Raw genomic sequence first — 19575 nt, 5'->3', positions numbered from 1 at the left:
AAATTTGAAACCAGCCAAAAAAACCAGACCATCCACGGGGTGGACAACCTGGCCAATTCAACCAATCAATAAAACAATTGGTATCAACAAACTTGGCACACTATTGAGTTCTCAAACAACAGACACATTCGAATACTTACTAAACAATGTTTATCCGAATTACTTCGAATTTCTTTTGTTCGCATTTCTTCGCTGCGATGTTTCCAGCTTATTTCATTCATATTCACTTTGCAAATCCGGATATTCTCCGTAAATTCACTTGGTTTCCAATGAATCCGCCCAGCGAAATTGGAAACAATTCTCATTTTGTGCGCCTTGCGCATGAAGAATTGCTTCTCATTTGTAGGGGGTCTGTCACCACTCAGCGGCGGCGACTCAGAAGACATTACACGCTCCTCCCCGGCCGTGCAAATCGGCGGAAAGGAGCGTGCTCTGTTCAGATTATGCGTAGTGCTTTGACCAGGTGGTGCCGTGTGCTCAGTGAGCCGCGACTTCCACTGTGGCCAGGTTTTTCTTGCCTCGTCGCAGCAACAAGTAGCGGCCGTGGAGCAACTGCTCATGTGCAATCACTGCTTCAGGATCGGAGATTTTGGCGTTGTTCACGTAAGCGCCCCCCTCCCCTACTGTGCGCCGCGCCGCTGACTTGCTCTCGGAGAGCCCGGAGGCTACCAGGAGCTCAATGATGCCCAGGCCGCCGTCGTCGATCTTCACGGAGGGAAGTTCTGACGTTGCCGCTGCGAGGGTCTTCTCATCCAGCGCGCTGAGATCGCCGTTGCCGAACAGTGCAGCCGAGGCTGCGATGACCTTTTCGGTTGCCTCCACGCCATGAACCAGTGACGTGACCTCATAGGCCAGCTTCCGTTGCCCTTCGCGTGCGAAGGGACGTTCCGCCACCGAGAGCTCGAGTGCCTCGATCTCGGCCCTGCTCAGGAAGGTGAAGACCTTCAATCGTGCTGCAACGTCAGCGTCAGCAGTGTTCAGCCAGAACTGATAGAAGGCGTACGGGCTGCACATGTCCGGATCCAGCCAGATGGCGTTGCCTTCGCTCTTGCCGAACTTGGTGCCGTCCGAGTTAGTGATCAAGGGTGTTCCCAGGGCGTGCACATGCTTCCCCTCAACCTTGCGGATGAGCTCCGTGCCGCTCGTCAGATTGCCCCACTGGTCCGAACCGCCCGTCTGAAGTACGCAGCCGTAGTCCCGGAAGAGCTGCAGGTAGTCCATGCCCTGCAGTATCTGGTAGCTGAACTCGGTGTAGCTGATTCCCTCTTCGGAATCGAGCCGCGAAGCCACCGCATCCTTTCGGAGCATGGTGCCTACGCGGTAGTGCTTGCCGATTTCGCGCAGGAAGTCGATAGCGCTCAAAGGGGCAGTCCAGTCCAGGTTATTGACCATACGGGCCGCGTTAGCGCCCTCGAAGCTCAGGAACCGGCGCACCTGGGCCTGAAGGTATCCGACCCACTCCGTCACCGTGTCCTTGGTGTTCAGCGTGCGTTCAGCCGTCGGCCGAGGATCGCCGATAAGGCCGGTGGAGCCGCCCACAAGCCCAAGAGGATTGTGGCCGGCAAGCTGCAGCCTGCGCATGAGCAACAACTGCACCAGGTTGCCCAGATGGAGGCTCGGCGCAGTGGGATCGAATCCGCAGTAATAGGTGATCGCGTCGCCGGCGAGGAGCTTTTCCAGTTCCACTTCGTCGGTGGACACATGGACAAGTCCGCGCCATTTCAGCTCCTGCCAGATGTTGGCGAAGCTGGGATCGTTCTGCTGGGATTCAAGATCAGTTAGTTGTGACACGTGATCTAAGTTAGCAGGATTGACGGGTCAGCAGCGCCGAGGGTTCAGCCTTCGATGCCGGCCGGTATCCCTGCTGACGCGATGAGTCTCAGCCGCTGGGTGGGCCGGGTCATCGCTACATAGAGATCGCCTACGCGGCCGTGCTCATGGTTGAGCATGGCCGAAGGTTCCAGAACCACGACGCCGTCGAACTCCAGGCCCTTTGCCTCGCGCGGGCTGATGACCACAAGGTCCTGTTCGTAGCTTCCCGCGCCGGTTCCCACCCTGCGGCCATAGGCGGCACGCAGGGCGGCTGTGGCTTCGGGGAGCAACGGGCCGTCGGCAATCACTGCCAGCAGTCCGCCGTCGAGCGCTTCCAGTTCCTCGGGGAGTACGTCCACAAGACGACTGACAATGGCGCCCTGCCCCACCTCGTCAATGATCGGTGACCAGCGGCCCTCGCGGACAGCCTTCGGCGCTGACACCACCAGGCCAGCGGCATTTGCCATCCGCGCAGCGGCCTCGGCGATCTGGGACGGCGTCCGGTAGTTCACTGTCAGCTCTTCGAGCTGCCAGCGGTCGCCGAAGAGAGGTTCCAGTGCTCCCTGCCAGGATTTCGCGCCGGCAACTGAACTGGTCTGGGCGATATCACCGACGATGGTGAAGGACTTGAGCGGGCACCGCCGAACCAGCAGGCGCCACTGCATGGGCGACAGCTCCTGTGCCTCGTCCACCACAATGTGGCCAAACGCCCACGTTCGATCACTGGTGGCACGCTCGGCTGCGGTAAGCCGGGCTTCGCGCTCCTGGTTCTGGTCGACCAGTTCCTCGGCGCTCATGAGGACGTCCACGCCGGCAGTCTCCATGTTGACGAGCGTCTGGCGGGCGTTGGCGAGATCGCGGGCACGGTCGTGTTCCTGCTGGGCCAGCCCACGGCCGGCAGCAGCGTCCAGTTCGCCCAGCAATTCCGCAGCCTCGTCCAGCAGCGGCACATCCGATTCTGTCCAGGGAGAATCCGCGGGCCGTAAGAGGAGGGCACGCTGCTCTGGGGTGAAGCCTGGGGTGCACGCTTCCAGGATTGCCGGTTTGCTAAGCAGTTCGCCCACCAGCTTTTCCGGAGTCATGGGCATCCAGCACAGGTTCAGGGCGATCCTGACGTCCCTTGCCGAACGGACATCCTCCGCAAGGTAGGAGCGGTCGGCATTGTTGCCGATACTGCCGGCTTCGACCAGCTCGGTCATTTGCTCCGTCAGCTCCCTGAGCAGGATCTTCACGAAAGTAACCCTGGCCTCGTTGTGAGGCTTGCCGGTTCCACGGGCCTTGTCCCTCGCGCGGCGGACCTGACGGGGAGTGAGCACGAGTTTGCGGCCGTCCACCTCGAGAATCCGGTTCTCCGCTGGGATCCGTTGACGGTTGGCCACTGCATTGGCCACCACTTCAGCCATCTGGAGGCTGCCCTTGAGGGCGGCGACGTCGCCTTCCGGCTCACCGATGGCATTAATGCCCGGCATCAGCCTGCCGAGGCTCGCCATTACGACGCCGGTCTCACCCAAGGATGGGAGGACGCGTTCAATGTACTTCATAAAGGACGACGACGGGCCGACCAGCAGGACGCCTGCAGTCTTCAGGCGGTCGCGGTGTGTGTACAGCAAATAGGCGGCGCGGTGCAGTGCCACAGCCGTCTTGCCGGTGCCCGGACCCCCTTGGACAACCAAGGCTCCGGAAATGGCGGAGCGGATGATCCTGTCCTGCTCGGACTGGATGGTGCCCACAATGTCGGACATGCGTCCGGTGCGTTTTGAATCGAGGGCGGCCAGGAGCGCGCCCTCCCCTTGCAAGGAAGCGTTGTCCGCCAGCATGTCTGCGTCCAGGACATCATCTTCGATGGCCCGTACTTCCCGTCCCTGAAGGATGAGATGGCGGCGACGGCGTACGCCTTGCCGGTCAAAGGCGGTGGCCTGGTAAAAGTGGCCCGCCTCAGGTGCCCGCCAGTCGACCATGAGCCGCTGGAGATCCTCAGTGGTGAGGCCGATGCGTCCGATGTACTGGGCTTCACCCGAGTCAAGGTCCAGCCGGCCGAACACGAGGCGGTCGTCGACGGCGTCGAGCTGCGCCAGGCGGTCCTCGTACAGCGCGGCAAAGGCATCACGCTCGGAGACGTTCTGCATGGTTCCTACGGCGCCGGCACGGCGCACTTGCGCCAGCTGGGCGCGCTTTTCCTCGCGCAGTTCATCCAAACGGGCATACAACCCCGCTACATAGTCCCGTTCATGGGCTAAATCAGCGTCGAGCATTGAGACGTTCCCCTATCGCAAAAGACAGACCTAACATTCTACAACCAATCCGTTGCCCGCGTGTGAGATGACGCGCTTGCTACAGGCGCAGTAGCGAACGGACCCGGTGACCGGTCAGGGCTGACCGTCCCCGGAGCTCGCCCAGCTCCATCACCACTCCGACCCCGGCCACGTGGATGCCGCATCGTTCAAAGAGCCGGGTGGCTGCACCGAGCGTGCCCCCGGTTGCCAGGACGTCGTCGAGAATCAGCACACGGCTGCCGGCCGGCAAGTCCGAGGTGTGCAGCTCCAATGTTGCCGTGCCGTATTCCAGGGCATAGTCCTCGGCAAAGACAGCCCGGGGAAGCTTTCCGGCCTTCCTGACGGTAACCACTCCTGTATCCGTTGCGTAGGCGGCTGCGGCAGCCAGCAGAAACCCCCGGGCTTCAACTCCCGCGACGGCGTCGAACTGTCCCCTGAACGGCTCCACCAAAGATTCGACGACGGACCTGAACGCTGTGGGATTGGCAAAAACGGGGGTCAGGTCCTTGAAGGAGATGCCGGGTTCCGGGTAGTCCGGCACTGTTATGCAGAGGCTCGTGATGAGCTCGTCCACAGGGACGGGGCGCCGGGTGGTAACTGGCTCGCTTGGATTCACGCATCCACCCTACTGGGTGCTGGCCGACTTCCCGGTGATGGCCTTGCTCTTGGCGGCCTTGTAGCGCGAGACCGTGGGGTCACCAGTCATCCAGAACCGCCAGGGATATTCATGCGTTCCACCGGCGCCGGCAACACCAACCCGCGGCCCGGCACTGATGGCCGACGCAGGGGTAGCAGGCAGTTCCAGCGCGAAGGGCGCCTTGAGGGCGTCCCTGCCGCTGTCCGCCGTCGTCAATCCCAGCGCAGTGGCCAGGCGGGCCGGACCGCTGGCCAAATCAACGGCCGTTTTGGAAGCGGGCCTCCGGGCCAGGGCAAGATCCTGACCGGCAACCACCTCTCCGGCGCGCAACAGCAACGCGGATGCCACGCCCTCAGGCCCGCAGACAATATTGGCGCAGTAGTGCATTCCGTAGGTGAAGTAGACGTAGAGATGCCCGGCCGGGCCGAACATTGGCGCGTTCCGGGGCGTCAGACCCCGGAAAGTATGCGACCCGGGATCAGGATGCAGGGAATCGTGAGGGCCAAGATAGGCCTCAACCTCTGTAATCCGGACAGAGACCGTCCCCGCTGGACTCTTGTGGGTGAGGACCGCCCCCAACAGCAAAGGTGCAACATACCGAGGATCGGCGGAAAGCACCTCGCGCACCGGAGTCGGCTGCGGAGCACCGGTGGGCTGGCTCGCATTCATGGTCAAAACCTTAACAAAGATGGGACGGATGGCACCCCACGGCCATGTCCGAATTCCGCTAGCCCGACTGTCCCGGAGCTGACAGGATAAAGACATGGACTTCTGGCAGCGGTACAGGGCAATAGACGCCCGCGATCCCCGTTTCGACGGGCAATTCTTCACCGCTGTCCGAACGACGGGGATTTACTGCCGACCGTCCTGCCCCGCAAGAACCCCCAAGGCCGAAAACGTGACCTTCTACGAAACATCGGCGGCTGCCCATGAAGCCGGTTACCGGGCCTGCAAGCGCTGCCTTCCGGAGGCCGTACCAGGAACCCCGGCGTGGAACATGCGTTCGGACGTAGCGGGACGGGCGATGCGCCTCATTAATGACGGCGTCATCAATCGCGACGGAGTGGAAGGCCTGGCTTCGCGCCTGGGCTACTCCTCCCGCCAGCTCAACAGGATCCTCACCACAGAACTCGGTGCCGGTCCCCTGTCGCTGGCACGAGCGGGCAGGGCACAGACAGCAAGGACGCTGCTGGTGTCGACGTCGATGAAGTTCGCCGATATTGCATTTGCCGCGGGCTTCAACAGCGTACGCCAGTTCAACGACACCGTGGTGGAGGTCTTCGACATGACCCCGACAGCTCTCCGCGGCACAGCCAGGCAGCAGAAGGCTCCGGTAGCCACCACTACGGCGCTGACGCTCCAACTCCCCTACCGGGAACCGTTCAACCCCGGCATCTTCACCTTCCTGGCCGTCCGCGCGATCCCAGGCATAGAGACGGGCACGCAGAGTTCGTACGCCCGAACGCTTCGCTTGCAGCACGGTGATGCCCGCTTCAAGGTGGAGTACGACGACGGCGCCCCCGGCCGGCCGTTGATTCTCACCATTGGTGCCGTGGATCTCCGCGATCTTCCTGTCCTGTTGAGCAGGGTGCGCCGGCTCCTGGACCTCGACGCCGACCCCGGGGCAGTGGACTCAGCACTGGCGGCAGAACCCCGCCTCGCACAATCCGTTGCCGAAGCCCCCGGCATGCGTCTGCCCGGCGCAGTGGACCCCCAGGAACTGCTGATTCGGGCGATGGTGGGCCAGCAGATCACAGTGGCTTCAGCCAGGACCGCCCTCACCCAACTGGCCTTAAGCGGCAGCGAGACCTCCGTGCCCGGCGACGGCCTTGATCGCCTGTTTCCAACGCCGGCCCAACTGTCAGAATCATCGCCCCTGTTACTCAAGGGCCCTCAGCGGCGGATCGACTCGCTGGTGTCGGTGGCAGCCGCCATGGCAGCAGGTGATCTGTCATTTGGCTACGGAGACAACTTCGCCAGCCTTGCGGACAAGCTCTTGCCCTTGGCCGGAGTCGGTCCATGGACCGTGGGATACGTGGCCATGCGCGTGATCGGTGCTCCGGATGTTTTCCTGGCCAATGATGCTGCCGTTCGCAACGGAATCCGTTCCCTTTCGGCTAACCGGCCGGTGACCAACCAGTACGCCGGTACCCCGGACTTCAGGGAAGTCAGCCCGTGGCGGTCCTACGCCACCATGCACCTGTGGCGGGCCGCATCGTCCACCTCTCCGCTATCACGCACAGGCGCCACCGCAACGAAAGTGAAATCATGAAAGCCGAGCTTCTGACCCTGCCCACCCCCGACGGTCCCTTCACCATCATTGCCCGGGATGGCGAAGTCCTCGCGTCCGGCTGGACTGCTGAGCCCGACGACCTGACCGGCCAGGTCCACCCCTTGCTGCGTCCCTCCGAAGTCGTGGCCGTCCTGGAGATGGGTTCCGTTTCTGAGGCCGTGGAGGCTTACTATGCAGGAAATCCTGATCCGGCCATGCAGGTTCCGGTGCTGCAGAAATCCGGTCCTTTCCGCAGCCACGCTTGGGACATGCTTCGCACCGTTAGCCCGGGTAAGCCGGTTACCTACGCCCAGTACGCCATGCTCGCCGGGAATCCGCTGGCTGTCCGTGCCGCGGCAAGCGCATGTGCGTTCAACGCTGCAGCCCTGTTTGTGCCCTGCCACAGGGTGATCAGGACGGACGGAACGTTGGGCGGCTTCCGGTGGGGCCTTGCTGTCAAGGAAAGTCTGCTGGCGCGCGAAACAAGGTGAGGTTGCTGCGGGGGCCGGCGCCTGGCTGCGGGCTCCTGGCTTTACTGCAGCTCTAGGGCCGGACTGCGGGAACGCCTGCCGGCCATGGCAGAAGCTCCGGGAGGTCAACACCGTCAGCGGCGGCCGAAGCACGGAGGCTGCCGAGCGAAGGAGTTCTGCCGGCAAGCCATGCGGCAATGTCCGTCAGCATGCCGCTTATCACCGTTGTTTCCCCTCCGGAACCAAGGGTGATGGGAGGCAAACCTGGCGGCTGGAATACAAACCGCTGATTTTCGGGAACCCGTGCAGCGAGGAAATCGAACAGGTGCCCGCAAAACGTCCTGCTCCAGGTCTCCGGACCATGGCCCATACCGAGGTCAGCGGCGTGGATGGTGAGTTCACGCCAGAGGGCCAGGCCGCCGTCGTACACCACACCGCCGCGGTACGAGATGGGAGCCTGCCATCCTGCTTCCCCTGAGTCCTCGGGCCTGGCTAGACCATCGAAGGCGCCCAGGACCCGTTCCAAGGCGGCCTTGAGGGCCGTCCGGTGCTCCGACAAGGATCGACTCGCCGCCATATCGATGGCTTGGTTCCGGCCCTCAAAGCCGCCGTCATACAGTTCCACAGTCTCGCCCCGGGCTGCGAACTCCAGCTGGCGGGCCATGGCGTTCGCTATGCCGCTGATGTGCGCCAGCACGTGTCCACGGCTCCATCCCGGCAGTTCGGAGGGTGCGGGAACGTCCTCCTCGCTCAGCTTGGCGGCAAGGCGGTCCACGACATCGGCCGCTTTATGGAGCTCTACCAGGAAATCGTCAGTTGTGATCGTGGTCATTGCGCCATCCTAAACGCGGGATGGCACTTCACGGCCGCTATCCCGAAGAATACTGCCGTGAAGTGCCATCTCGGGCGGATTGGGCCTGGTCAGCCGGCGTACGCCCGGACCATGGAGACTTCCACTTCGAGGGCTTTCAACTGGCGTTCGACGGCGGCCGGCGCGGTCCCGCCCTGCGAGTTCCGGCTGTTGAGCGAACCTTCCGTGCTGAGGACGGTCCGCACCGCGGGAGTGAGGTGCTCCGAAATGGCGGCGTACTCCTCGTCCGTCAGATCCCACAGTTCGACGCCGCGGCTCTCGGCCTGCTTGACGGCGGCGCCGGAAAGCTCATGTGCTTCCCGGAACGGAACGCCTTGGCGTACCAGCCATTCGGCAATGTCAGTAGCGAGCGCAAACCCCTGCGGAGCCAGCGATTCCATCCGTTCCGTGTTGAATTTCAAAGTGGCAATCATGCCGGACACCGCCGGAAGCAGCAGCTCGAGGGTGTCGGCGGCGTCAAAGACCGGCTCCTTGTCCTCCTGCAGGTCCCGGTTGTAGGCGAGCGGCAAGCCCTTGAGCGTGGCCAGCAGTCCGGTCAGGTTGCCGATCAGGCGCCCCGCCTTGCCCCGGGCCAGCTCGGCAACGTCCGGGTTCTTCTTCTGCGGCATGATCGAGGACCCTGTGGAGTAGGAGTCATGCAGCGTGACGAAGGAGAACTCCTTGGTGGCCCACAGGATCACTTCCTCCGAGACCCGTGAAAGGTCCACTCCGATCATGGCCGTAACCCAGGCGAACTCGGCGAAGACGTCGCGGGAGGCGGTGCCGTCGATCGAGTTGTGGGTTGCCGAGAAGAAGCCAAGGTCAGCGGCGACGGCCTCCGGATCCAGTCCCAGTGAAGAACCCGCCAAGGCACCCGAGCCGTAGGGCGAAACACCTGCCCGCTTGTCCCAGTCCTGGAGACGCTGCACATCGCGCAACAAAGCCCACGCATGGGCCAGAAGGTGATGGCTGAGCAGGACCGGCTGGGCGTGCTGGAGGTGAGTGCGTCCGGGCATGGCCACGCCCTGGTGCGCCTTCGCCTGTCCGACGAGGGCGTCGATGGTGGCCAGCACTCCGCGGGCGATGATGCGCGCGTGGTCCCGTAGGAACATACGGCCCAACGTGGCCACTTGGTCGTTACGTGAACGTCCTGCCCTGAGCTTCCCGCCCAATTGCGTTCCGGCACGCTCAATCAGCCCGCGTTCCAGTGAGCCGTGAACGTCCTCATCTGATTCAGCGGGCAGGTAGGCCCCTGAGGCTACGTCCTCGTCCAGCTGTGCCAACGCAGCCAGCATGCCCTTGAGCTCGGCCTCGTCCAACAGCCCGGCCTTGTGGAGCACGCGGGCGTGCGCCACCGAGCCGGCAATGTCATAGCGGGCCAGCCGCCAGTCAAAGTGCGTGGATTTGCTCAGGGCGGCCAGGGCATCCGCGGGGCCGCCGGCAAAACGGCCGCCCCACAGTGCACCTTCATTGGTCCCCGAGCGCTCCACCGCTGATTTGGTGGTTTCGACAGGGTCAACCACAGCGTTCTACTTTCCCGCGACGCGGATGTCGCGGCCGGAGGCAACCTTTGCAGACATGCCCCAGAGCTCGATGAAGCCCCGCGCCATGGACTGGTCGAAGGTGTCGCCGGTGTCGTAGGTGGCGAGGTCGAAGTCGTACAGCGAGGTCTCGGAGCGGCGCCCGTTGACGATCGCCTGGCCGCCGTGGAGGACCATGCGGATGTCGCCGGAGACGTACTTCTGGGTGTCCTCGATGAAGGCGTCCAGAGAGCGCTTGAGCGGGGAGAACCACTGGCCGTCGTAGACCAGTTCGGCCCAGCGCTGGCCGACGGTGGCCTTGAAGCGTGCCTGCTCGCGTTCGATGGTGATGTCCTCGAGGTGCTTGTGGGCAGTAATCAGGGCCATGGCTCCCGGCGCCTCGTATATTTCGCGGGACTTGATGCCCACCAGGCGGTCCTCGACGACGTCGATGCGGCCCACGCCCTGCGCACCTGCGCGGCGGTTCAGTTCCTTGATGGCCTGCAACGGGGTGACCTTGACGCCGTCGATTGCCACCGGTACTCCGGCGTCGAACGAAATGGTGACCTCATCCGGGGCCGGCGGGAACTCGGGGGTGGCGGTGTAGTCGTAGATGTCCTTGGTGGGGGCATTCCAGATGTCTTCGAGGTAGCCGGTTTCGACGGCGCGTCCCCAGACGTTCTGGTCGATCGAGTACGGGTTCTTCTTGGTGGTCTCGATCGGCAGACCCTTTTCCTCGGCGAAGGCAATGGCCTTGTCGCGGGTCAGGGCGAGGTCGCGGACAGGCGCGATGCACTTCAGGTCCGGCCCGAGGGTCTGGATGCCCACTTCAAAGCGGACCTGGTCGTTGCCCTTGCCGGTGCAGCCGTGCGCGACGGTGGTGGCGCCGAATTCACGGGCGGCCTTGACGAGGTGCTTGACGATGACCGGACGCGAGATGGCAGAAACCAACGGGTAGTGGCCCTGGTAGAGGGCGTTCGCCTTCAGGGTGGGGACGCAGTACTCGTTGGCGAACTCGTCGCTCGCGTCGGCAACGTAGGCTTCGACAGCCCCACAGCCCAGCGCGCGCTGGCGGATGGTCTCCAGGGACTCGCCGCCCTGTCCGACGTCGACTGCCACGGCGATGACCTCGGCACCGGTGGCTTCACCGATCCAGCCGATGGCTACGGAAGTATCAAGGCCACCGGAGTAGGCCAGCACAATACGCTCAGTCACGGAAATGCTCCTCAGTTGTGTTTGTTGTTGTTGTTTGTTGGTTAGCCGCCAAGTGGTCGCACGGCTGGTCTGCTTACAGCTTAGGGGTCCGCCCGCTAAACCTTATTGGCCTGCTTCATCAGCCAATCTAAGGAACCGGGCAGCAAGTTCGGCTCCGCCTTGAGGATCACGCGTCACCAGCATGACGGTGTCGTCGCCGGCGATGGTTCCGAGGATGGAAGGCATCACCGAATGGTCGATGGCCAATGCCAGGAAGTTGGCTGCCCCCGGTGGCGTCCTGAGCACCACGATATTGGCTGAGGCCTCGGCTGTGACCAGGAGTTCCCCGCACAACCGCGCCAGACGGCTGTCCAGGATTTCCTGGGTGACGCCGCTCTTGGCCGCCCGCTCGCCGCCCTCGCCGGGCACTGCATACACCAGAGCGCCTTCCTTGCCCCGGACCCTCACGGCTCCGAGTTCAACCAGGTCACGGGACAACGTCGCCTGGGTGACCTGGACGCCGTCGTCCGCCAGCAGCGCCGCCAGTTCTGCCTGGGAACGGACCGACTCCCCCGTCAGGATGGCGATGATGCGGGCCTGCCGGGCCGTCTTTGTAGCGGGGCTGGCGCCAGGTGAAACGGAGGGAACGGACACTAATTTCCGTCCCTGTTCACCGGCGGGAGACCTTCCACGACGGCCAGTCCCGACTGGTGCATCAGCCATGCCATCAGCGCCTTCTGGGCGTGCAGCCGGTTTTCCGCCTCATCCCAAACGATCGACTGGGGACCGTCGATGACTCCTGCGGAGATTTCGTAACCTCTGTAGGCCGGCAGGCAGTGAAGAACGACGGCGTCAGGTGCCGCGTGCTGCATCGCTGCCTCATCGACGGAGTACTCCCGGAACAGCTGCAGCCTGGCTTCCTTTTCGGCTTCCTGTCCCATGGACACCCAGGTGTCCGTGGCGACAACATCGGACCCGGCCAGCGCTTCGGCTGCATCGGTGGTGATCAGGACCGACCCGCCGGTCTCACCGGCACGTTTCTCGGCGGCTGCCACAATGTCCGCTGACGGCAGGTACCCTTCCGGCCCGGCGATGCGGACGTGCATTCCGGCGGTCACTCCGGCCAGGAGGTAGGAGTTGGCCATGTTGTTGGCGGCGTCACCGAGGTAGCTCATGGTGAGACCCTTGAGCCCGCCTTTGTGTTCCTTCACCGCCAGGAGGTCGGCGAGGAGCTGGCAGGGGTGGTAGTCGTCGCACAGGGCGTTGATGACGGGAACGCTGGAGTTTTCCGCCATGGCAACCAGGCCGGAGTGCGCTCCCGTTCGCCACACGATGGTGGAGACCATGCGTTCGAGGACCTTGGCGGTGTCTTCCACCGATTCCTTATGGCCGATCTGTGCTTCCCCCGGATTGATGATCAGCGCATTGCCGCCCATATCCGCCACACCAGCCGCGAAGGAGACGCGTGTCCGGGTGGACGTCTTGTCGAAAATCACGGCAACGGTCTTGCGTCCGCTTCCTTCACCTGCGAACGGCTGGGCACTGTAGGGCGCGGCCTTCAGCCGGATGGCCAGATCAAGCACTTCAGCCTGCTCGGCCGCGGTGAGGTCGGTGTCCTTGAGGAAATGGCGCGTGGTGGTCACTGGGCGTCCTTTGCGATGGTGAGGAGCACGGGCAGGGCCTTGATAAAGCGGTCGGCCTGTTCGACGGTGAGAATGAGCGGCGGAGCCAGGCGGATGGTCCGCGGACCGGGGCTGTTGACAATGAACCCGTTCTCCAGCCCGGCTGTGACCAACGCAGGAGCAACGTCGGCGTCGAGGTCGAAGCCGATCAGGAGCCCTTCGCCCCGCACTTCGGTAACGCCTTCCACGCCGGCGAGGGCCAGCCGCAGATGCTCACCTACCTCCCGGACATTTTCGAGGACGTGCTGGTGCTCGAGTGTGTGAAGCGTCGCCAGAGCGGCCGCCGTCGCCACGGGGTTTCCCCCGAAGGTGGTTCCGTGCTGGCCGGCCGTGAGGAGCGACGACGCCAGCTCGCCGAAGGTGATCAGTGCACCAACCGGAAACCCGCCGCCCAGCCCCTTTGCCAGGGTTATGGCGTCAGGAACGATGCCTGCGTCCTCGCTGGCGAGCCATTTTCCGGTCCTGCCGATACCGGTCTGGACTTCGTCGAGGATGAGGAGGGCGCCAGCCTTGCTGGTTGCTTCCCGGGCAGCCTGCAAGTAGCCGGCAGGCAGCGGCCTGACACCGGCTTCGCCCTGGATGGGCTCCAGGAAGACAGCGGCCACTGACTCGTCAATGGCGTTGAGAAGCGCATCCACGTCGCCAAACGGTACGTGGACCACTCCGGCCGGCAACGGCTCAAATGGCGTACGGTACGCTTCCTTTGCAGTGAGAGCCAGGGCGCCCATGGTCCGCCCGTGGAATGCGCCCTCAAGCGCGATGATCTTGGTCCGCGGCTTTCCTTCGGTGCCGGTGTTGCGGCGGGCCAGCTTGAAGGCGGCCTCGTTCGCTTCAGTGCCGGAGTTCGCGAAGAACACCTTCGAACCCGTGGGGGCATTGGTGACGGCCAGCAGCTTCTCAGCCAGCGCGATTTGCGTGGGACTGGTGAAGAAGTTGGAGACGTGGCCAAGCGTGGCGAGCTGGCTTGAGATCACCGAAGTGACGAAGGGGTGTGCATGGCCCAGGGCATTGACTGCGATGCCGCCCAGCAGGTCAAGGTACTCCTTCCCATCCGCATCCCAGACAAGGCAACCCGCTCCACGGACCAGGACCCGCTGGGGAGTTCCGAAGACGCCGATAAGGGAGGACGAATAGCGTGCCAGCCATTCCGCGCCGCTGCTGTGGGCTGCCACGAGCTCCCGGATCGGAGAGGATTCCACCCCTGTTTGTCCCGGTGCCGCCTGTCCTGGCGCAGTGTGTTCCGTGGCGTTCTCAAGTTTGTTCATGCGTTTATGTCCTCGTCCGAAACAACCTGGGTGCCAATGCCGGCGGTAGTGAAGGTTTCCAGCAGCATGGAATGGGGAAGCCGTCCGTCCACGATGTGCGCCTGTCCCACGCCGCCGTCGACAGCCTTCAGGCACGCCCCCATCTTGGGAATCATGCCCGACTCCAGCGACGGCAGGAGCTTGCGGAGTTCGGAAGCGGTCAGTGAAGAAATCAGTGAGCTCCGGTCGGGCCAGTTGGCGTAGAGGCCTTCAACGTCGGTCAGGATCACCAGCTTCGATGCGTCCAGCGCCTCGGCCAGGGCGGCGGCGGCTGTGTCAGCGTTGACGTTGAGGACCTGGCCGGTGGTCTGGAACCCGGTACCGTCGTCAGCGATTTCAGGAGCAACAGTGGAGATCACGGGAATGCGGCCTGCTGCCAGGATGTCCAGGATGCCTTCCGGATTCACACCCACGACTTCGCCCACGAGGCCCAGGTCCACTTCTTCCCCGTCCACCACCGTTCCGGTGCGAACCGCGCGCAACAATCCGCCGTCTTCCCCGGACATGCCAACGGCGTAAGGCCCATGGGAGTTGATGAGGCCAACAAGTTCGCGGCCGACCTGGCCCGTCAGCACCATCCGGACCACGTCCATGGCTTCGGGGGTGGTGACGCGCAGGCCGCCCTTGAATTCCGACTCGATGCCGAGCCGGCTAAGCATCGCATTGATCTGCGGGCCACCCCCGTGCACCACTACAGGGTGGATGCCCACATGGTGGAGGAACACAATGTCCTCGGCAAAAGCCCGGCGAAGGTCCTCGTTGACCATGGCGTTTCCACCGTATTTGATCACCATGGTGGTGCCGGCAAAACGCTGGATCCAGGGCAGCGCCTCGATGAGCGTCTCGGCCTTGCTCTGGGCCGCGCTGGTAGCCGTGGGTTCACGGGTCTGGGTGTTCATTGCTGCTGTTTCTCCCTAGCTGGAGTAGGCGCTGTTCTCGTGAACGTAGTCATGGGTGAGGTCATTGGTCCAGATGGTGGCTTCGGCACCGCCTGCCTGGAGGTCAATCTCCACCAGGACTTCGCGAGGGTCAAGGTCCACAAGCCCGCGGTCCTCCCCGATGCTGCCCTTCTGGCAGATCTGCACACCGTTCATGGAAACGTTGAGCTCATCCGGGTCAAATGCAGCATCCGTGGTCCCGACGGCGGACAGCACTCGGCCCCAGTTGGGATCCTTGCCGAAGATCGCTGCCTTGAAAAGATTGGAACGGGCGACGGCGCGGCTCACGATTTCAGCGTCCCGCTCGCTCTCGGCGTTGAACGTCCTGATGGCGATATCGTGGCTGGCGCCTTCAGCATCGCCGATCAGCTTCCGTGCCAGTTCGGCACAGACCTTCGTCAATCCTTCACCGAAGTATTCGGCGCTGGGTACCGCGCCGGACGCACCGGAAGCCAGCAGCACCACCGTGTCGTTGGTGGACATGCAGCCGTCGGAATCTGCCCGGTCAAACGTGACCCTGGTGGCGTCCCGGAGGACGACGTCGAGCATTTCCGCCGGGACGTCGGCATCAGTGGTGAGGACCACCAGCATGGTGGCGAGCCCGGGTGCCAGCATGCCGGCCCCCTTGGCAATGCCTCCGATGGCGAATTCATTGCCCTCGGCATCCTGGCCGATGAACACCGCCTGTTTGGAAACGGAGTCCGTGGTCATGATGGCGGTTGCTGCGTCCGAGCCGCCCTCGCCGCTCAAGGCCGACACAGCGGCGTCGATACCGGGCACGAGTTTGTCCATCGGCAAGTGCTCGCCAATGAGGCCGGTAGAGCAGACAATAACGTCGGTGGCCGACAGGGACAGCGCCTCAGCTGTCTTCTCCGCCGTCGTGTGTGTGTTCTGGAATCCCTGGGGACCCGTGCAGGCGTTTGCGCCACCGGAGTTGAGGATCACGGCGTCGACCCGCCCGTCCTTTATCACTTCCCGCGACCAGTGAACGGGCGCAGCGGCCACACGGTTGCTCGTAAATACTGCCGCTGCCGCCTTCGACGGCCCGTCGTTGACCACCAGGGCGAGATCCGGCTTACCGGACGCCTTCAGGCCGGCTGTGACTCCGGCGGCGCGGAACCCTTTGGGTACGGTAACGGTCACGGTGCGACTCCCTGCAGGTTGAGGCCGGCGGTCTCTGGCAGGCCAAGGGCAATGTTCATGGACTGTACTGCTCCGCCGGCTGTCCCCTTGGTGAGGTTGTCCAGGGCGCAGGTGATAATGACGCGGCCGGCGTGGTCGTCGAACGCAAGCTGCATGGCCGCGTGGTTGGATCCCACAACAGACTTGGTGGAGGGCCATTGGCCCTGAGGGAGCAGGTGGACAAAAGGCTCGTCGTCGTACGCGTCCGCCCAGGCACTGCGGAGGTCCTCAGCTGTCACACCGGCACGGACTTTCGCCGTGGCCGTAGTCAGGATGCCGCGGCTCATTGGAGCCAGAGTGGGAGTGAAGGAAACAGTCACAGCTTCGCCGGCTGCTTTGGACAGGCCCTGCTCAATCTCAGGCGTATGCCGGTGCCCTCCACCCACCCCGTACGGGGTCATGGAGCCCATGACCTCCGAACCGATGAGGTTTACTTTCGCTGCCTTTCCGGCGCCCGATGTCCCGGACGCCGCGACAATTACGACGTCGTCAGGCTGCAGCAGGTTGTTCGAAAAGCCAGGAGCGAGTGCCAGGAGAGCGGACGTCGGGTAGCAACCCGGGACGGCAATGCGCTTTGCACCTTTAAGGGCCTCGCGCTGACCCGGGAGTTCCGGCAAGCCGTATGGCCAGCTGCCTGCATGGGTGGACGCATAGAACTTCTCCCACGCGGCCGAGTCTTCCAGGCGGTGGTCCGCGCCGGCGTCGATCACCACCGTACCCTCCGGCAGTCTTGCTGCAATCTCGGCAGAAGCGCCGTGCGGAAGGGCCAGGAAAACGACGTCGTGGCCCGCGAGGTTCTCGACAGTGGTGTCTTCCAGTATCCGGCTGGCAAGGCCATGGAGATGGGGCTGCAATTCGCCTAGTCTGGAACCGGCGTTGCTGTGCGCTGTGATTGCCCCGATGGTCACGTCCGGGTGAGCGGCAAGCAAACGCAGGACTTCGCCACCGGCGTAGCCACTGGCACCTGAGACGGCAACAGAAATAGTCATACTACCACCCTACAGCAAAAGTATGCATATGTCTCGATATTTATGCACGGTCTTTTGCCCGCTCAGTTCGATAACCGAAAGCAGCAAAACGACGATTGATGCTGAGCGGACAGCGTATGCTGAGTGGAGGGTGATCCAGACCGTGCAGGCCGAGTGTCGGATGCAGCGTTGCCCGTAATAATGGCAAGGCAGACATCTATGACCCCAACCATCACCTCGGAGCGCCCTAAATCACGTGTTGTGAAGGCAAACCCGGTTGTTCAAAGCTATTCCGAACTCTTGAAGAGCGTCAAAGCCGCAGGCCTGCTTGAGCGCCGTGTCGGTTTTTACGTCACACTCTTCTCCAGCCTCGTCCTCCTGATGACCGCAACGTGGTTCGGTTTCGCCCTGATCGGTGACAGTTGGTTCCAGCTCCTGATCGCCGCAGCCCTGGGCGTCATTTGCACCCAGCTAAGCTTCCTGGCGCATGAGGCCGGCCACCGGCAGATCTTCGCTTCACGCCGTGCCAATGACTGGTCGGCACGGCTTCTCGCCACCTCTGTCGCCGGAATGAGTTACTCCTGGTGGGAGCAGAAGCACGGTGCCCATCACAATCACCCCAACGTAATTTCCAAGGATCCGGACATCATGGACAGCCCCATAGCATTCCATGTCGAGGAATCGGCCTCCCGACAGGGAAGGCTGTCCTCCATGCTGACCCGCAGGCAGGGCTGGTTCTTCTTTCCGCTTCTCTTGCTCGTAGGCCTGGGCCTTCAGATCGATTCGGTCAAGTTCGTCTTCCGCCGCGCCAAGGTGACGCACCGCTGGGTTGAGCTGCCCATCCTCGTCGTCCGGCTGAGCATTCTGCCCGTCCTCGCCTTTTCATTCCTCCCGATTGGAATGTCGTTTGCGTTCCTCGCCGTTCAACTGGTCGTTTTCGGTTTCTACATGGGCGCATCATTTGCTCCGAACCACAAAGGCATGCCCGTCCTGCCCACGAACAGCCGGGTGGACTTCCTCAGCCGCCAGGTTCTGACGTCCCGCAACATTTCCGGTGGCCGCTTCATGGACATCCTCATGGGCGGCCTCAACCGCCAGGTGGAGCACCACCTCTTCCCGGACATGGCCCGACCCCAATTGCACCGCGCAAGCGCGATCGTTCGTCAGTACTGCGACAAGCACGATATCCCATTCACCGAAACCACTCTGCTTCAGTCGTATGGGATTATCGTGCGCTACCTCAATGACGTGGGATTGGCAGCCGGGCGCCACTTTGAGTGCCCCATGGCTACTGTTACCCGCCGGTACTGATTCCCGCTTCGCCGGCTCCTTATTAACCCGGGCCTGCCTCACCTGCGCGCCTGCCCCACCTACGGTCGCGTTCGCTGTGGCCGTCATGGGTACCTAGGATGGGATTCACGACCCGGGCACAGGAAGTCCCTGTTCGGAGAAGGAGTTCCCATGACGCATGCCATCCTCGCCCAGCAGCCGGGCGGACCTGAAGTCCTGAAATACGCGGAGGTTGACCGCCCGCAACCGGGCCCTGGCCAGGTGCTGGTCAAGGTTGCAGCAGCAGGCGTCAACTTCATCGACACCTACCACCGCAGCGGCACGTACAACGTCCCTTTTCCGTTCACTCCGGGCTCCGAAGCGTCGGGTACCGTGGAGGAACTTGGCGAAGGAGTGAGCGATCTTGCCGTGGGTGACCGCGTCGCCACGGCAGAAGGCTCCCGCTGCTATGCCGGCTATGCCGTGCTTGATGCGGGCAAGGCCCTGCCTGTGCCGGACAACGTCGATGACCTCACCGCAGCCGCCCTGCCGCTGCAGGGCATGACCGCCCACTACCTGATCAATTCCTCTTTCAGGGTTGAGCCGGGCCACACCATTTTGGCGCATGCCGGAGCCGGCGGCGTCGGCCTGCTCCTGATTCAGCTGCTCAAGGAGAGAGGCGCCCGCGTCATCACCACCGTCTCTTCGGATGCTAAAGAAGAACTGGCACGGGAAGCAGGCGCCGACGAAGTTCTGCGGTACGTCGGCTTTCCCCACCGCGTCCGCGAACTGACCGGAGGCAGAGGGGTGGACGCGGTCTACGACGGCGTCGGCCACAACACCTTTGATGGTTCACTCTCGTGCCTGCGCACCCGGGGTACCCTGGTGCTTTTCGGGGCAGCCTCCGGCCCGGTTCCGCCCTTTGACCCGCAACGCCTCAATGCAGCCGGCTCGCTTACGCTGACACGCCCCTCACTGGCTCATTTCCTCGGTAACCCTCAGGAACGCCGATGGCGCTCCGGGGAAATCTTCGCTGCTGCCGCCAACGGAAACCTCAAGGTCCGGATCGGCGCCACCTATCCGCTAAAGGATGCCCATCAGGCCCACAGCGACCTCGAAGGCCGGCGCACCACCGGGAAGGTACTGCTGGTTCCCTAGCATCCACCCTTATGGGCGTGTAGCTGTGCTGAACGCAGAAGATCCC

The 19575-nt window shown here is 63.2% G+C and carries 17 protein-coding genes; 4 read left to right on the top strand and 13 right to left on the bottom strand.

What is annotated here, in order from left to right:
- Positions 1-477 precede the first annotated feature (477 nt).
- From tyrS to RIN13_RS10260, 4 genes are all read right to left on the bottom strand, one after another.
- Positions 478-1791, bottom strand: coding sequence for a tyrosine--tRNA ligase (tyrS, locus tag RIN13_RS10275; protein ID WP_309107228.1), 1314 nt, complete (start codon positions 1789-1791; stop codon positions 478-480).
- A 44-nt stretch (positions 1792-1835) separates the two neighbouring features.
- Positions 1836-4064 carry an AAA family ATPase gene (locus tag RIN13_RS10270; RefSeq protein WP_309107227.1) on the bottom strand — a complete coding sequence of 743 codons (2229 nt, stop codon included), beginning with the start codon at positions 4062-4064 and terminating at the stop codon, positions 1836-1838.
- A 79-nt stretch (positions 4065-4143) separates the two neighbouring features.
- Complete coding sequence (locus tag RIN13_RS10265) at positions 4144-4701, bottom strand: adenine phosphoribosyltransferase (RefSeq protein WP_309107226.1); 558 nt, start codon at positions 4699-4701, stop codon at positions 4144-4146.
- 9 nt (positions 4702-4710) lie between these two features.
- Complete coding sequence (locus RIN13_RS10260) at positions 4711-5391, bottom strand: DNA-3-methyladenine glycosylase (RefSeq protein ID WP_309107225.1); 681 nt, start codon at positions 5389-5391, stop codon at positions 4711-4713.
- A 94-nt stretch (positions 5392-5485) separates the two neighbouring features.
- Between RIN13_RS10260 and RIN13_RS10255 the strand changes: the two genes are divergently transcribed.
- Both RIN13_RS10255 and RIN13_RS10250 read left to right on the top strand, forming a co-directional pair.
- Complete coding sequence (locus RIN13_RS10255) at positions 5486-6994, top strand: AlkA N-terminal domain-containing protein (protein ID WP_309107224.1); 1509 nt, start codon at positions 5486-5488, stop codon at positions 6992-6994.
- Entirely contained in the window at positions 6991-7485 is a 495-nt protein-coding gene (locus tag RIN13_RS10250) for a methylated-DNA--[protein]-cysteine S-methyltransferase (protein WP_309107223.1), read from the top strand. Before RIN13_RS10255 ends, RIN13_RS10250 begins: the two co-directional genes overlap by 4 nt.
- Positions 7486-7537: 52 nt before the next feature.
- Here RIN13_RS10250 and RIN13_RS10245 read toward each other — a convergent pair whose 3' ends face one another.
- The 9 genes from RIN13_RS10245 to argC all read right to left on the bottom strand — a co-directional run bounded on the left by RIN13_RS10245 (position 7538) and on the right by argC (position 17123).
- Entirely contained in the window at positions 7538-8296 is a 759-nt protein-coding gene (locus RIN13_RS10245; RefSeq protein ID WP_309107222.1) for a maleylpyruvate isomerase family mycothiol-dependent enzyme, read from the bottom strand.
- Positions 8297-8385: 89 nt separating this feature from the next.
- Positions 8386-9837: an argininosuccinate lyase gene (gene argH, locus RIN13_RS10240; RefSeq protein ID WP_309107221.1), complete on the bottom strand. Its 1452-nt coding sequence runs from the start codon at positions 9835-9837 to the stop codon at positions 8386-8388.
- Positions 9838-9843: 6 nt separating this feature from the next.
- Positions 9844-11049, bottom strand: coding sequence for an argininosuccinate synthase (locus tag RIN13_RS10235; RefSeq protein ID WP_309107220.1), 1206 nt, complete (start codon positions 11047-11049; stop codon positions 9844-9846).
- A 102-nt stretch (positions 11050-11151) separates the two neighbouring features.
- Positions 11152-11682 (bottom strand): arginine repressor, encoded by a 531-nt coding sequence (locus RIN13_RS10230; RefSeq protein WP_309107219.1) that lies wholly within the window; start codon positions 11680-11682, stop codon positions 11152-11154.
- Positions 11682-12671: an ornithine carbamoyltransferase gene (argF, locus tag RIN13_RS10225; RefSeq protein ID WP_309107218.1), complete on the bottom strand. Its 990-nt coding sequence runs from the start codon at positions 12669-12671 to the stop codon at positions 11682-11684. The genes RIN13_RS10230 and argF overlap by 1 nt, the downstream gene beginning before the upstream one ends.
- Positions 12668-13975 (bottom strand): acetylornithine transaminase, encoded by a 1308-nt coding sequence (locus RIN13_RS10220; protein ID WP_309107217.1) that lies wholly within the window; start codon positions 13973-13975, stop codon positions 12668-12670. Before RIN13_RS10220 ends, argF begins: the two co-directional genes overlap by 4 nt.
- On the bottom strand, positions 13972-14913 hold the full coding sequence (gene argB / locus RIN13_RS10215; protein ID WP_309107216.1) for an acetylglutamate kinase: 942 nt from the start codon (positions 14911-14913) through the stop codon (positions 13972-13974). Before argB ends, RIN13_RS10220 begins: the two co-directional genes overlap by 4 nt.
- Before the next feature lie 15 nt (positions 14914-14928).
- Positions 14929-16095, bottom strand: a complete 1167-nt coding sequence (gene argJ, locus RIN13_RS10210; protein ID WP_309107215.1) for a bifunctional glutamate N-acetyltransferase/amino-acid acetyltransferase ArgJ — start codon at positions 16093-16095, stop codon at positions 14929-14931.
- Complete coding sequence (gene argC / locus RIN13_RS10205; RefSeq protein WP_309107214.1) at positions 16092-17123, bottom strand: N-acetyl-gamma-glutamyl-phosphate reductase; 1032 nt, start codon at positions 17121-17123, stop codon at positions 16092-16094. Before argC ends, argJ begins: the two co-directional genes overlap by 4 nt.
- A 198-nt stretch (positions 17124-17321) precedes the next feature.
- Here argC and RIN13_RS10200 point away from each other — a divergent pair, with 198 nt between their 5' ends.
- Together RIN13_RS10200 and RIN13_RS10195 are read left to right on the top strand one after the other, a co-directional pair.
- Positions 17322-18413, top strand: coding sequence for an acyl-CoA desaturase (locus tag RIN13_RS10200; RefSeq protein ID WP_309107213.1), 1092 nt, complete (start codon positions 17322-17324; stop codon positions 18411-18413).
- Between the two features lie 150 nt (positions 18414-18563).
- Positions 18564-19529 (top strand): quinone oxidoreductase, encoded by a 966-nt coding sequence (locus RIN13_RS10195; protein WP_309107212.1) that lies wholly within the window; start codon positions 18564-18566, stop codon positions 19527-19529.
- The last annotated feature ends 46 nt before the right edge of the window (positions 19530-19575 follow it).

It is taken from the genome of Arthrobacter sp. (assembly GCF_031179985.1).
GTDB lineage: Bacteria > Actinomycetota > Actinomycetes > Actinomycetales > Micrococcaceae > Arthrobacter.
Note: the sequence above shows the minus strand (reverse complement) of the source record. Positions and strands in the feature narration are given on the sequence as shown.